Source organism: Zoogloea oryzae (assembly GCF_030161255.1).
Classification (GTDB): domain Bacteria; phylum Pseudomonadota; class Gammaproteobacteria; order Burkholderiales; family Rhodocyclaceae; genus Zoogloea; species Zoogloea oryzae.
This window is the reverse complement of record NZ_BSPX01000035.1, coordinates 34,864-48,123: the sequence shown is the minus strand read 5'-3', so window position 1 is coordinate 48,123 and position 13,260 is coordinate 34,864. Positions and strand designations below refer to the sequence as shown.

The following is a 13,260-nucleotide window of genomic DNA, read 5'->3' as shown; positions in this document are numbered from 1 at the left end:
GCCAGCGCGATGCCGGGTGCGAGCTGGCCCGGGGGGACCAGCGCGGGCATCAGCGCGTCCCGCGCGGGCCGGTTGAGGATCTGGGCGCAGCCGGAGACGACCAGCGCGGCGTAGGTCCAGCCGACGCCAAGCCGCAGCCCGGCGGCCAGCGCCAGCAGCAGGGTGGCGCTGGCGGTGAGGAGCAGGCTGGCGACGATCACCCGGCGCCGCTCGAAGCGGTCGGCCACGTGCCCGGCGGGCAGGAAGAGGATCAGGATCGGCAGGAACTGGGCGACCCCGACGAGGCCGAGGGCCATCGGCGAGCCGGTCTGCTCATACACCGACCAGCCCACCGCCACGCCCTGTCCGAAGTGGACGATGGCGCCGATGACGCTGATCAGCAGATAGAGCTTGAAATCCCGGGGCAGGCCCGGGCGTGGATGAGCGCTCACGGGGCGTCAGGCCACCGCGCGGGCGATGCGGGCGAGGCCTTCTTCGAGGCGGCTCGGCGGGCAGCCGAAGTTGAGCCGCACGAAGCCCGGCAGGCCGAAATCCTTGCCATCGGAGAGGCCGACGCCGTGGGCTTCGAAGTGCGCTGCGGCGTTGGCGATGCCGCGCGCCTGGAGGAAATCCCGGCAGTCGATCCACGCCAGGTAGGTGGCCTCGACGGGCGTGGTGGCGACGCCGGGGAGGGCGTCGATCACCTCGACCACCCGCGCGGCGTTGGCCCGCAGGGTGTCGATGAGGGCCTCGCGCCAGGGGCCGCAATCCCGGTAGGCGGCCTCGGTGGCGGTGAGACCGAGCACATTCACGTGGGGCACGATGCCGGCCATGGCGCGCTTGTAGCGGGTGCGGAGCGCGGCGTCGGGGATGATGGCGAAGGCGCAGTAGAGGGCCGGGATGTTCCAGGTCTTGGAGGGCGCCATCAGGGTGATGGTGCGGCGGGCGACGGATTCGTCCAGCGCGGCGATGGGGATGTGGGGCGTGGCCGGGTCGAGCACCAGGCCGCAGTGGATCTCGTCGGAGCAGATGACGAGGTTGTGGCGTTCGGCGAGCGCGGCGATGCGGGTCAGCTCGTCCCGGTCGAACACCCGGCCCACCGGGTTGTGGGGGTTGCACAGCATGAAGAGGCGCACGCCATCGGCGACGGCCGCTTCGGTGGCGGGCCAGTCCCATTCCCAGCGCGTGCCGTTCTGTACCAGCGGCGTGGTGACGAGGCGACGATCCGAGTGGGCCGGAGCGTGGAGGAAGGGCGGATACACCGGTGTGGCGGTGAAGATGCCGTCGCCCGGCTGGCCGACGGCCCGGGCGGCGATGTTGAAGCCGGTGACGACGCCCGGCAGCCACACCAGCCAGTCCGGCTCGATGCGCCAGCCGTGGTCGCGGGCGATGCCTTCGATCACCGCCTCGAGCACCGACGGCCACGGGTCGGCGTAGCCGAACACGCCGTGGTCGAGGCGGGCGCGCAGGGCGTCTAGCACCGGCGGCGGAGCGGCGAAATCCATGTCGGCGACCCACATGGGGATCACGTCGCGGCCGGCGTAGCGGCGCCATTTGATGCTGTCGGAGCCGGCGCGGTCGGGGCCGGTGGAGAAGTCGAAGGGGTTCACGCGAGGTTCTGCCGGAGGATGAAAAGGGGGCCAGTGTAAACGGCCCGCGGGGGCGGACGCGAACGTCGGCCCCCGCGGGTGGATGCGGGACGCGCTCAGACTTCCAGATGCTGGAACAGCACGGTGGACAGGTAACGCTCGCCGAAGGACGGGATGATGACCACGACCAGCTTGCCGGCGTTCTCGGGGCGTTCGGCCACCTGCAGGGCGGCCCACACGGCGGCGCCCGAGGAAATGCCGACCAGCAGGCCCTCATCCTTGGCGAGGCGGCGGGCGGTGTCGAGGGCCGCGTCGTTGGGTACCTGCACCACTTCGTCGTAGACCGTGGTGTTGAGGATGCCCGGCACGAAGCCGGCGCCGATGCCCTGGATCGGATGCGGGCCGCGCGCGCCACCCGACAGCACCGGGCTGGCGGCGGGCTCGACGGCGACGACCTTGACGCCCGGCTTCTTCGACTTGAGGGTTTCGCCGACACCGGTGACGGTGCCGCCCGTGCCCACGCCAGCCACGAAGATGTCCACCTGGCCGTCGGTGTCGGCCCAGATTTCCTCGGCGGTGGTGGCGCGGTGGATGGCCGGGTTGGCCGGGTTGTCGAACTGCTGCGGGATGAAGTAGCGCGCGTCGGCGGCGGCGAGCTCCTCGGCCTTCTTGATCGCGCCGGGCATGCCTTCGGGGCCGGGGGTGAGGATCAGGTCGGCCCCGTAGGCCTTGAGCAGCAGCTTGCGCTCGCGGCTCATGGTTTCGGGCATCACGAAGGCGCACTTGTAGCCGCGAGCGGCACAGACCATCGCCAGGCCGATGCCGGTGTTGCCGGAGGTGGGTTCGAGCACAATGGTGTCGGGCTTGATCTTGCCGGCGGCTTCGGCGGCGTCGAGCATCGCCACGGCGATGCGGTCTTTCACGCTATGGGCCGGGTTGAAGAACTCCAGCTTGAGGGCGACGGTGGCGCCGCTGGCGGGGGCCAGACGGTTGAGCTTGACCAGCGGGGTGTTGCCGACCAGCTCGGCGACGTTGTTGGCGATGCGCATTGTGGTTCTCCTTCCCGGAATGGCGTTCAATCACTAATTAATTTTAGTGCTAATTGATTTGCGTCAATAGCTGAAATTGGAATAAGCAAAGCACGCTTTGCATCCGTTTTCAAAGCCGGCGGATCTTCTCGAGCAGCGATGTGGTGGAGCGCTGGTGCTCGAAGGGGATGGAATGCACGCTGCCACCCCGGGCGAGGGTTTCGGGGGCGCCGACGATGCGATCGACCGGCCAGTCGCCGCCCTTGACCAGCACGTCGGGCTGGCATTCGAGGATGCGGGCGATGGGGGTGTCCTCGTCGAACCAGGTGACCAGATCGACGCAGCCCAGGGAGGCCATCACCGCCAGGCGGTCTTCGAGGGTGTTGATCGGGCGATCATCGCCCTTGCCCTGGCGACGCACCGAGGCGTCGCTGTTGAGGGCGACGACCATCGCGGCGCCCAGCGCCCGGGCCTGGCCCAGGTAGGTGACGTGGCCGCGGTGCAGGATGTCGAAGCAGCCGTTGGTGAACACCAGCGGCCGCGGCAGGCTGGCCACGCGGGCGGCGAGCTGGTCGGGCGGGCAGATCTTGGATTCGAAGGCAGGGGCGGGGTACATGGCGGAAGGCGGGAAGTGGGGAATGGGGAATGGGGAATGGGGAATGGGGAATGGGCGGGATTCTCCCACTTCCCACTCCCCATTTCCTACTCCCCAGGTGCTAGTGCCGTCCGCCGTAGCCGGCGAGGCCGATCATCAGCCGCACCAGGCCGTAGGCCACCCAGTTGATGAGCCGCTGCAGACGCGGGCCGCGCTGCCAGTCGACGGCGGAGATCTCGCGGCTGCCGTCCTTCATCACCCGTCGGAGCCGATGGTGGAGATCGCCCGCAAAGGCGTCGTCGCGTACCACCACGTTGGCTTCCCGGGCCAGTAGCAGGCTGAAGGGATCGATGTTGGACGAGCCGACCGTGGCCCAGCGTTCGTCCACCACCGCCACCTTGGCGTGGAGGTGGCTCAGGTGGTATTCGAAGATGCGCACGCCGCCTGCGAGGAACTGCCCGTACAGCGCGCGGGTGGCCCGCTGCTGGAGCGGGTGGTCCGTCCAGCCCTGGGTGATGAGGGTGACGTTGACGCCGCGCCGGGCGGCGGCGAGCAAGGCCTGACGGAAGCGCCGGCCGGGCAGGAAGTAGGCGTTGGCGAGGATGATCTCCCGCCGGGCGGCGGCGATCGCCACCAGATAGGCGTCCTCGATGTCGTGACGGTGGCGGATGTTGTCGCGGATCAGGAAGCCGGCTTCGACCCTGCCGCAAGGCAGCGGGCAGACCGGTGGGCTGTCGGCGATGCGCGCGCGGCGGCGGAAGGACGCCCACGCGACGAGCTCCCATACGCGGGTGACGGTGCGGTGGATGGGCCCGAGGAGCGGCCCCTCGATGCGTACCGAGAAATCCTGGCGCGGGGTGATGAGGCTCGGGTCGTCGTGGTTGTAGTCGCTGATGATGTTGATGCCGCCCACGAAGGCGATCCGCCCGTCGATGACCGCCAGCTTGCGGTGCAGCCGGCGCAGGCGATGGCGCTGGAGCGAAAAGGCGGCCATCTCGCGGCGGTAGATCAGCACATTCACCCCGGCGGCGATCAGCTCGTCCATCAGCGCGGCGACGAACTCGCGCCCGCCGAAGCCATCCACCAGCAGTCGCACGGCCACGCCCCGGGCTGCCGCCCGACGCAGGGCGGCGGCGACCCGGTGGCCGGTCTCGTCGTCGGCGAAGATGTAGGTTTCGAGGAAGATCTCGTGCCCGGCGCCGTCGATGGCGGCTTCGAGCGCGGGGAAGAACTCGGCACCGTTTTCCAGCAGCGTGAGGGCGTTGCCGGGCAGCCAGTCGACGTTCATTGCGGCCGCAGCTGGGCGGTCAGTGCCGCGTGGTCGGAGATGCGGCTCCAGGGCTGGCCGTAATGCACTTCAACCTTGTCCACCGCAAAGCCGCGCACGTAGATGCGGTCGAGGCGCAGCACCGGCAGGGTGCTCGGAAAGCTGCGGGCCGGCCGGCCGCGGATCGACACAAAGGCTTCGGTGACGCCCAGCTGGTCGGTGAGGCAGTCGTCGGCGTGGTTGCGCCAGTCGTTGAAATCGCCGGCGATGATGACCGGCGCGCCGTTCGGGGCGAGTTCGTCGAGGCGCCTGACCAGCGCTGCCATCTGACGCCGCCGGCTGCCGGCGGTGAGGCCCAGATGCACGCACACGCAGTGCACAGGGCTCGCCACGCCAGCCACCTGGATCTCGCAGTGGAGCAGGCCGCGGCTCTCGAAGCGGTGGTCGGAGACATCCTGGTTGGCCTGGGAGAGGATGGGGTGGCGGCTCAGGATGGCGTTGCCGTGGTGGCCGTGGTCGTAGATCGCGTTGCCGCCGTAGGCCGTCTGGTGCCACATGTCGCGGGCGAGGAATTCGTGCTGCGGCACGCCGGGCCAGTTGGCGTGCTGCTGGGCGTGGCGCAGGTGCATGCCCTGGACTTCCTGCAGGAAGACCACGTCCGCGCCCAGCAGTCGCAGCCGCTCACGCAGGTCGTGAATCGAGAGGCGCCGGTTGAACTGGGAAAAGCCCTTGTGGATGTTGTAGGTGCAGATGCGCAGGGTGCTCATCGAATCTCCCGTTTTTCTTCATTCTGCGCGTTCGGGGCGGCTTTGGCACGCCTGGCGCACCCGTGAAAACGGCGCCCGCAGGCGCCGTCTTGAGGGCCGGGGCAGGGCGCGCGTCAGGAGACGGCGAGCATCCGCTCCAGGGCAACCTTGGCCAGCGCGGCTTCGTGTTCGGGCACGGTGATCCGGTTGACCACGTTGCCGTCGGCGAGGTTCTCGAGGGTCCAGGCCAGGTGCTGCGGGTCGATGCGCTGCATGGTCGAGCACATGCACACGGTGGGCGCCATGAACTGGACGATCTTGCCCTCGTGCTTCACCTCTTCGGCGAGACGATTGACGAGGTTGAGCTCGGTGCCCACCAGCCAGCGGGTGCCGGGGGCGGATTCCTTGACGACCTTGATGATGTACTCGGTGGAGCCAACGAAATCCGACTGCCGGCACACCTCCAGCGCGCTCTCCGGGTGGGAGATGACCTTGCCTTCCGGGTACTGGTTGCGGAACTTGATGATGTGCGCCGGCTGGAACATCTGGTGCACCGAGCAGTGGCCCTTCCAGAGCAGGATCCTGGCCTTCTTGATCTGATCGACGGTGAGGCCGCCGTATTCCTGGTCCGGATCCCACACCACCATCTCGTCGAGGGGAATGCCCTTGTTGAAGCCCGTCCAGCGGCCCAGGTGCTGGTCCGGGAAGAACAGCACCTTCTCGCGCTGCTTGAAGGCCCAGTCAAGGATCACCGGGGCGTTGGTGGAGGTGCACACGATGCCGCCGTGCTCGCCGCAGAAGGCTTTGAGATCGGCTGCGGAGTTGATGTAGGTGACCGGCGTGATCTGCGCGTCGGGCGTTTCGAGCACTTCGGTCAGCTCGCGCCAGCAGCGCTCGACCTTGGCAAGGTTGGCCATGTCGGCCATCGAACAGCCGGCGGCGAGGTCGGGCAGGATGGCCTGCTGGTGGGGCTTGGACATGATGTCTGCCACCTCGGCCATGAAATGCACGCCACAGAACACGATGAACTCGGCGTCGGTTTCGGCGGCGAGGCGCGACAGCTTGAGCGAATCGCCGGTGAGGTCGGCGTACTGGTACACATCGGCGCGCTGGTAGTGGTGGCACAGCAGCACGGCCTTGTCGCCAAGGCGGGCTCGGGCGGCGCGGATGCGCTCGTGGGCGTCGGCGTCGGCGAGGCTGTTGAAGCGGTCGAAACTGATGGGGACGGCTTGCATCGGAGTGTCCTGTGAATCAGCCCTGGGTCCAGGGCAGGTTGGCATGGCGCCAGCCACCGACCTTGTTGCGGTGTCCGCTGGCATCCTTGTCGCCCTCGAAGCCTTCGAGGATGTTGTAGGCGTTGGTGAAGCCCGACGCGACCGCCAGGTTGGCCGCCGCGTTGGAGCGGGCGCCGCTGCGGCACAGGAACATCACCAGCGCCTCGCGATCGACCTGGCGCTGCAGCTGGGCCAGGAAGTGGGGGTTCGGTTCATTGCCCGGGTAGAGCATCCATTCGATCTCGACCGAGCCCGGCACGCGGCCGACCCAGTCCCATTCGGCACGGGTGCGCACATCCACCAGCTTGGCGCCGGGAGCCAGCTGCAGCACGTCCCAGGCTTCCTTGGGGGTGAGGGTGCCGGCGTACGCGAGATTCATGGTCCGCGCGCGTTCCTGGGCGAGAGAGAGGGTTTCGCTTAATTTTCCCATGGCGGCTGTCCGGCTAGAATGGCGGACTGCGAGTATACCGCCGGCCCCCCGGCCTGCAAGTCATGTCTCACGATGCTTCCTCCGCCGGCCTTGCCGGCTCCTCTGGCGACGACGCCAGCCGTTCCCGTGAGGCGCAGCGTGCCACCTGGGTGAGCGTGGCGATCAACGTCGTGCTCACCGTCTGCCAGATCGCGGTGGGCCTGTTCTCCCACGCCCAGAGCCTTGTTGCTGACGGCATGCACACGCTGTCCGATCTGCTCGGCGATTTCATGGTGATGTACGCCAGCCGGCACGGCGCCAATCCCGCCGACGAGCGTCACCCCTACGGCCACGGCCGCTACGAGACCGCCGCGTCGATGGTGCTCGGGCTGGTGCTGGCGGGCGTCGGCGCGGGCTTTCTGCTTACTGCCGCGGTCCGCCTGCAGAGCCTCGATGCGTTGCCGGAACTCCACCCGGCTGCCCTGTGGATGGCGCTGATCACCCTCGCCGGCAAGGAGGGCCTGTTCCGCTACATGCTCGCGGTGGCCCAGCGCCTGCGCTCGCCGATGCTGGTGGCCAACGCCTGGCATGCCCGGGCCGACGCCGCCTCGTCGCTGGTGGTGGCGGTGGGCATCGGCGGCAGCCTGGCCGGTTATCGCTTCCTCGAGCCCCTGGCGGCGGCGCTGGTGGGCTTCATGATCCTGCGCATGGGCGCGCTGCTGGCCTACGAGGCGCTGCGCGAACTCATCGATACCGGCGTCGATCCGGACGAAGTCGCCAAGATCCACGAGACGCTCAGTGCCACCGGCGGGGTGATCGACGTGCACGAGCTGCGCACCCGCCGCATGGCGCATCGGGTGCTGGTCGATGCCCACGTCCGGGTTGATCCGCGGATCAGCGTGTCGGAAGGCCACCGGATCGCCGAAATCGCCCGCGCCCGGGTGCGCTCGGGTTTTCCGGATGTGCTCGACGTGCTGGTGCACGTGGATAGCGAGGAAGACATGGCCGATACCGGCGGGCGCGGCCTGCCCGGGCGGCCGGCGCTGGTGGCCGAATTGGCCGAGATCCTCGGCGCCGAGGTGCCCCAGGCGGCGCCCGCCGTGCTGCACTACCTGGGCAACCGGGTCGAGGCCGAGGTGTTCCTGCCCTTCGACTGGTGCGCGGACCGGGCGCGGCTCGATGCCCTTCGCCGGCATGTCGCCCAGCGGGTGGCTACGTCGCCCCACTGGCGGCGCATCGAATTGTTGGGTCGGTTTGCACCATAGCGGTGCGTGCACTGGTGCATGGCACCGCTTTGGTGCAATGCATTTTGCGAGCCGCCGCCGCAGAACCTTGTGGCACAATGAACTGTTTTCGTTTGCGTGCTGGCATGTTTTCTGCTTGCCGGGTTCGCTGACTGAATTGTCGTTTTACTGAAAACCTTTTTCCACTGCGCAGCAGCTTCAACCCGTTAGGAGTGAGTTATATGACCCCGCAAGACGTCATGAAGATCGTCCAGGAAAACGAAGTCAAGTTCGTCGACTTCCGCTTCACCGACACCAAGGGCAAGGAACAGCACGTTGGCGTCCCGGTCAGCGCCTTCGACGAAGACAAGTTCGAAAGCGGCCACGCCTTCGACGGCTCCTCGATCGCCGGCTGGAAGGGTATCCAGGCCTCCGACATGCTGCTGATGCCGGATCCCAAGACCGCCTACATCGACCCGTTCTTCGACGAAACCACCCTGGTCCTGAGCTGTGACGTGATCGACCCCGCCGACGGCAAGGGTTACGACCGCGACCCGCGCTCCATCGCCAACCGCGCCGAGGCCTACCTGAAGTCCTCCGGCATCGGCGACACCGCCTACTTCGGCCCGGAACCCGAATTCTTCATCTTCGACTCCGTCGAGTGGAAGGTCGGCATGTCCGGCGCCTACCACAAGATCTTCTCCGAAGAAGCCGCCTGGGCGTCCGACCAGAAGTTCGAAGGTGGCAACACCGGCTACCGTCCCGCCGTGAAGGGTGGCTACTTCCCCGTTCCGCCGGTCGACTCCTTCAACGACATGCGTGCCGCCATGTGTCTGGCGCTCGAAGCCTGCGGCGTGCCGGTTGAAGTGCATCACCACGAAGTGGCGACTGCCGGTCAGAACGAAATCGGCACCAAGTTCGACACCCTGGTGCGTCGTGCCGACCAGACCCAGATCACCAAGTACATCGTCCAGAACGTCGCCCACCAGTACGGCAAGACCGCGACCTTCATGCCGAAGCCCATCGTTGGCGACAACGGTTCCGGCATGCACGTTCACCAGTCCATCTGGAAGGACGGCAAGAACCTGTTCGCTGGCAACGGCTACGCCGGCCTGTCCGAGACCGCCCTGTACTACATCGGCGGCATCATCAAGCACGCCCGCGCCCTGAACGCGATCACCAACCCGCTGACCAACTCCTACAAGCGTCTGGTTCCGCACTACGAAGCTCCGGTCAAGCTGGCCTACTCCGCCAAGAACCGTTCCGCTTCCATCCGGATCCCGTTCGTCAACAGCGAAAAGGCCCGCCGCATCGAGACCCGTTTCCCGGATCCGGGCGCGAACCCCTACCTGTGCTTCGCCGCGCTGATGATGGCCGGCCTCGACGGCATCCAGAACAAGATCCACCCGGGCGACCCCGCCGACAAGAACCTGTACGACCTGCCGCCGGAAGAAGACGCGCTCATCCCGACCGTCTGCTCCAGCCTCGAACAGGCTCTGGAAGCCCTGGACAAGGACCGCGAGTTCCTGACCCGCGGCGGTGTCTTCAGCAACGACTTCATCGATTCCTTCATCGCCCTGAAGCAGGAAGAAGTGAACCGTCTGCGCGTCGAAGTGCACCCGGTCGAGTTCGAGATGTACTACGCCATCTGATCCTTCCGGATCAGAAGCCGGTCAGCGTGCTGGCCGGCTGATGCGTTACCTGGGGACGGGCTTTGGCCCGTCCCTTTGTGTTTGTGGAGGACGCCCTTTGAGTTCATCATGCACCGCCACTACACTTGTCGTGACCCGCGTCCAGGCATGCCGACCATGAATTTACGAATTCCACTGTTGCTGGTTTCCCTGCTGTGCTCGCCACTGGCTGTGGCGGACATCTACAAGTGCGTCGACGAGGCTGGTCACGTCACGTACACCAACAACAAGCCGTCCGGAAAAGGGTGCAATACCCTGGCTCGGGATCAGGCGGTTTCATCGGTACCGGGCAGCGCACCGGTGTCGCGCCCTGCGACAGTGCAATCGCCCCAAAGTGGTGCGTCGTCTGGAGGTGCCGGTTTTCCGAGAGTGGATTCGGGCACCCAGAAAGCGCGTGACACCGACCGACGGCGCATCCTCGAAGAGGAACTCGCCACCGAGCAGAAGAGCCTTGAGGCGGCCCGCAAGGAACTCGAGGAGCAGGAATCTGTCCGCTATGGCAACGAGCGCAACTATCAGAAGTTGCTCGACCGCGTGCAGCCCTACAAGGACAAGGTGCAGCTTCACGAGCGCAACATCGAGGCCCTCCGGCGCGAGATCAGCAACCTGCGCTGACGCGGTTCCCGAGGCGCTTCGGGCTTGCGCCTCAGATGTGGTCTGCTTCTTGCATGGGTAAGCTTATGCAAAACGACCAGCCCGATTCCTCGCCTTCCGCCTTCGCCGGCCTCGAACTGCTCTCATCCGCAGTCGTGCTGGTGGATGACCAGTTGGTCGTCCGGTATCTCAATCCCGGCGCAGAAAACCTCTTTGCGGTGAGCAGCCGCAAGATCATCGGTTACGCCCTGCATCGCCTGCTTGGCGAGCCCGCCGGCCTGGGCAGCGCGCTCAACAACGTGCTCCGGGACAACTGGAGCTACACCGGCCACAACCTCACCGTCGCCCGGCCGGGGCTCGAGCCGCTGCACCTCGATTGCACCGTCACGCCCGTCGAGTGCGCCGAAGCCCGCCTGCTGCTCGAGTTCCGCCCGATGGACGCGCACCTCAAGGTGGCGCGGGAAGAGCAGCTCGCCCACCAGCAGCAGGCCAACCGCGAGCTGATCCGCAATCTCGCCCACGAGATCAAGAACCCGCTGGGCGGCATTCGCGGCTCGGCCCAGCTGCTGGAGCGCGAGCTCGACGACCCGCAGCTGCGCGAATACACCCAGGTCATCATCGCCGAGGCCGACCGCCTGCAGGAGCTGATGAACCGCCTGCTCACCTCCCACCGGATGATGCAGCCCACCCAGCTCAACCTGCACGATGTGCTGGAGCGGGTGCGCCGGCTCACGCTGGCCGAATTTCCGTCGATCGAGGTGCGTCGCGATTACGACACCAGCCTGCCCTACATCACGGGCGACCGCGAGCAGCTCATCCAGGCGATCCTCAACATCGTGCGCAACGCCGCCCAGGCGCTCCACGGCGTGGGCGAGATCGTGCTGCGCACCCGCGCCGCCCGCCAGGTCACGATGGCCAAGCGCCGCTTCAAGCTGGCGCTGCAACTGCAGGTCATCGACAACGGCCCCGGCATCCCCGACAAGATCCGAGACAAGATCTTCTATCCGCTGGTCTCGGGCCGCGAGAACGGCAGCGGCCTCGGCCTGTCGCTGGCCCAGAGCTTCATCGAGCAGCACCAGGGCGCCATCGACGTGGAGTCGCGCCCGGGTCGCACCTGCTTTACGGTTTATCTGCCGATCGCCCGGGACGGGGAGGGCTGATGGATGCTTGTGTGATGCACCAACGTGGTGCGACAAGCCCGATCCATTCCGGCCCTGTCCGCGATCGAAACCTTTGCCCGTTTCACTTTTGTGCGTGTGAATGACATGAATTCAGTCTGGATTGTTGATGACGACCGCTCGATCCGCTGGGTGCTCGAGAAAGCCCTGGCCCGGGAGGAGATTCCGTACAAGAGTTTCGGTACGGCGGCCGAAGTGCTGGCCGCGCTGGACAGCGCCACCCAGCCGCCCCAGGTGCTGGTGTCGGACATCCGCATGCCCGGCGAATCCGGGCTGGCGCTGCTGTCCAAGGTCAAGGCGCGCTTCCCGCAGATGCCGGTCATCATCATGACCGCCTACTCGGATCTCGAAAGCGCCGTCGCGGCCTTCCAGGGCGGCGCGTTCGAATACCTGCCCAAGCCGTTCGACGTGGATCAGGCGGTCGAGCTGGTGCGTCGCGCCATCGACGAGAGCGCCCACCAGGCCGGTGCGGTCGAGGAGCTGTCGTCCGTGCCCGAGATCCTCGGCCAGGCGCCAGCGATGCAGGAAGTCTTCCGCGCCATCGGCCGGCTCGCCCAATCCCACGCCACCGTGCTGATCAACGGCGAATCCGGTACCGGCAAGGAGCTCGTGGCCCGCGCGCTGCATCGCCACAGCCCACGCAAGGACGCGCCCTTCATCGCCATCAACACCGCCGCGATCCCCCGTGATCTGCTTGAATCCGAACTCTTTGGCCACGAACGCGGCGCCTTCACGGGCGCCCAGACCATGCGCCGCGGCCGCTTCGAGCAGGCCGAGGGCGGCACGCTGTTCCTCGATGAAATCGGCGACATGCCCGCCGAGCTGCAGACCCGTCTGCTGCGCGTGCTCTCCGACGGCAACTTCTACCGCGTCGGCGGCCACCAGCCGATCAAGGCCAACGTGCGGGTCATCGCCGCGACGCACCAGAACATGGAAGACCGGGTGCGCCAGGGGCTGTTCCGCGAGGATCTGTTCCACCGCCTCAACGTGATCCGGCTGCGCCTGCCGCCGCTGCGCGAGCGTCGCGAGGACATCCCGTCGCTGGCCAAGCACTTCATCTCCCTGTCGGCCCAGGAACTCGGCGTCGAGGCCAAGCGCCTCTCCGACGGAACCCTCAAGTACCTGCAGAGCCTGGATTTCCCCGGCAATGTGCGTCAGCTCGAAAACCTCTGTCACTGGCTCACCGTGATGGCCCCGGGTCAGACGGTCGAAGTGGCCGACCTGCCGCCCGAACTCAAGGACCAGCCCACCCGCGAGCAGCCCGCCAACTGGGGCGACGCGCTGATGGCCGAGGCCGACCGGGCCATCGCCCAGCATCCCGGCGAAGTGTTCGACATGCTCTCCCGCGATTTCGAGCGCATCCTCATTCGCCGCGCCCTGTCGGCCACCGGCGGGCGCCGGATCGAGGCTGCGCAGCTGCTGGGCATCGGGCGCAACACCATCACCCGCAAGATCCAGGAGCTTGGACTAGAAGAACCCGACCACGCCTGAAAGGGGCGGATAAACCTACTGCGCGGCCCGATCTCGCGACTCCGGTGCTCAACGTACGCTTGTACGTTTCCGCTCCTCGTCGCGACCTCGGACCGCTCGCTACGGTTTCTCCACCCCTTTTGGTCTGGAGGTTCTCTGGGGCGGCTTGAAGCCTCAGGCTCCCCAATTCCCGCCCCTGTCCGCCATAATTACCGAT

The 13,260-nt window shown here is 67.0% G+C and carries 13 protein-coding genes and 1 pseudogene; 6 read left to right on the top strand and 8 right to left on the bottom strand.

What is annotated here, in order from left to right; all coding sequences use genetic code 11:
- The 8 genes from QQK25_RS12550 to QQK25_RS12515 all read right to left on the bottom strand — a co-directional run.
- Window positions 1-431, bottom strand: a 431-nt coding sequence (locus QQK25_RS12550) for an MFS transporter (protein WP_284188238.1), incomplete at its 3' end; no start/stop codon positions are given.
- Window positions 432-437: 6 nt separating this feature from the next.
- The gene (locus QQK25_RS12545) at window positions 438-1,589 is read right to left on the bottom strand and encodes a MalY/PatB family protein (RefSeq protein ID WP_284188237.1); all 1,152 of its coding nucleotides are present in this window, start codon (window positions 1,587-1,589) and stop codon (window positions 438-440) included.
- Window positions 1,590-1,684: 95 nt separating this feature from the next.
- The gene (cysK, locus tag QQK25_RS12540; RefSeq protein ID WP_284188236.1) at window positions 1,685-2,617 is read right to left on the bottom strand and encodes a cysteine synthase A; all 933 of its coding nucleotides are present in this window, start codon (window positions 2,615-2,617) and stop codon (window positions 1,685-1,687) included.
- Between the two features lie 109 nt (window positions 2,618-2,726).
- Window positions 2,727-3,212, bottom strand: coding sequence for a D-glycero-beta-D-manno-heptose 1-phosphate adenylyltransferase (gene rfaE2 / locus QQK25_RS12535; protein WP_284188235.1), 486 nt, complete (start codon window positions 3,210-3,212; stop codon window positions 2,727-2,729).
- Window positions 3,213-3,312: 100 nt separating this feature from the next.
- Window positions 3,313-4,479: a cardiolipin synthase ClsB gene (gene clsB, locus QQK25_RS12530; protein WP_284188234.1), complete on the bottom strand. Its 1,167-nt coding sequence runs from the start codon at window positions 4,477-4,479 to the stop codon at window positions 3,313-3,315.
- Window positions 4,476-5,225, bottom strand: coding sequence for an endonuclease/exonuclease/phosphatase family protein (locus tag QQK25_RS12525; protein ID WP_284188233.1), 750 nt, complete (start codon window positions 5,223-5,225; stop codon window positions 4,476-4,478). Before QQK25_RS12525 ends, clsB begins: the two co-directional genes overlap by 4 nt.
- Before the next feature lie 113 nt (window positions 5,226-5,338).
- Entirely contained in the window at window positions 5,339-6,439 is a 1,101-nt protein-coding gene (nadA, locus tag QQK25_RS12520; RefSeq protein ID WP_284188232.1) for a quinolinate synthase NadA, read from the bottom strand.
- Between the two features lie 16 nt (window positions 6,440-6,455).
- Complete coding sequence (locus QQK25_RS12515) at window positions 6,456-6,908, bottom strand: rhodanese-like domain-containing protein (protein ID WP_284188231.1); 453 nt, start codon at window positions 6,906-6,908, stop codon at window positions 6,456-6,458.
- Window positions 6,909-6,970: 62 nt separating this feature from the next.
- On the opposite strand from QQK25_RS12515, the gene QQK25_RS12510 reads away from it, so the two are divergent.
- From QQK25_RS12510 to ntrC, 6 genes and pseudogenes are all read left to right on the top strand, one after another.
- Window positions 6,971-8,152 carry a cation diffusion facilitator family transporter gene (locus QQK25_RS12510; RefSeq protein WP_284188230.1) on the top strand — a complete coding sequence of 394 codons (1,182 nt, stop codon included), beginning with the start codon at window positions 6,971-6,973 and terminating at the stop codon, window positions 8,150-8,152.
- 200 nt (window positions 8,153-8,352) lie between these two features.
- A complete protein-coding gene (gene glnA / locus QQK25_RS12505; protein ID WP_153161975.1) occupies window positions 8,353-9,762 on the top strand; it encodes a type I glutamate--ammonia ligase in 1,410 nt (469 codons plus the stop codon).
- A gap of 108 nt (window positions 9,763-9,870) precedes the next feature.
- Window positions 9,871-10,095 (top strand): annotated as a pseudogene (locus QQK25_RS12500) (DUF4124 domain-containing protein); the annotation flags it as partial.
- 75 nt (window positions 10,096-10,170) lie between these two features.
- On the top strand, window positions 10,171-10,416 hold the full coding sequence (locus QQK25_RS12495) for a hypothetical protein (protein ID WP_284188239.1): 246 nt from the start codon (window positions 10,171-10,173) through the stop codon (window positions 10,414-10,416).
- Between the two features lie 65 nt (window positions 10,417-10,481).
- Window positions 10,482-11,555: a nitrogen regulation protein NR(II) gene (glnL, locus tag QQK25_RS12490; RefSeq protein WP_153161977.1), complete on the top strand. Its 1,074-nt coding sequence runs from the start codon at window positions 10,482-10,484 to the stop codon at window positions 11,553-11,555.
- A 105-nt stretch (window positions 11,556-11,660) separates the two neighbouring features.
- Window positions 11,661-13,064 (top strand): nitrogen regulation protein NR(I), encoded by a 1,404-nt coding sequence (ntrC, locus tag QQK25_RS12485; RefSeq protein WP_284188229.1) that lies wholly within the window; start codon window positions 11,661-11,663, stop codon window positions 13,062-13,064.
- The last annotated feature ends 196 nt before the right edge of the window (window positions 13,065-13,260 follow it).

Coding starts and splice junctions, on each gene's coding strand:
- clsB (WP_284188234.1), bottom strand. CDS start 4,479: ATGAACGTCGACTGGCTGCCCGGCAACGCCCTCACGCTGCTGGAAAAC.
- ntrC (WP_284188229.1), top strand. CDS start 11,661: ATGAATTCAGTCTGGATTGTTGATGACGACCGCTCGATCCGCTGGGTG.
- glnA (WP_153161975.1), top strand. CDS start 8,353: ATGACCCCGCAAGACGTCATGAAGATCGTCCAGGAAAACGAAGTCAAG.
- glnL (WP_153161977.1), top strand. CDS start 10,482: ATGCAAAACGACCAGCCCGATTCCTCGCCTTCCGCCTTCGCCGGCCTC.
- QQK25_RS12510 (WP_284188230.1), top strand. CDS start 6,971: ATGTCTCACGATGCTTCCTCCGCCGGCCTTGCCGGCTCCTCTGGCGAC.
- nadA (WP_284188232.1), bottom strand. CDS start 6,439: ATGCAAGCCGTCCCCATCAGTTTCGACCGCTTCAACAGCCTCGCCGAC.
- QQK25_RS12515 (WP_284188231.1), bottom strand. CDS start 6,908: ATGGGAAAATTAAGCGAAACCCTCTCTCTCGCCCAGGAACGCGCGCGG.
- rfaE2 (WP_284188235.1), bottom strand. CDS start 3,212: ATGTACCCCGCCCCTGCCTTCGAATCCAAGATCTGCCCGCCCGACCAG.
- cysK (WP_284188236.1), bottom strand. CDS start 2,617: ATGCGCATCGCCAACAACGTCGCCGAGCTGGTCGGCAACACCCCGCTG.
- QQK25_RS12525 (WP_284188233.1), bottom strand. CDS start 5,225: ATGAGCACCCTGCGCATCTGCACCTACAACATCCACAAGGGCTTTTCC.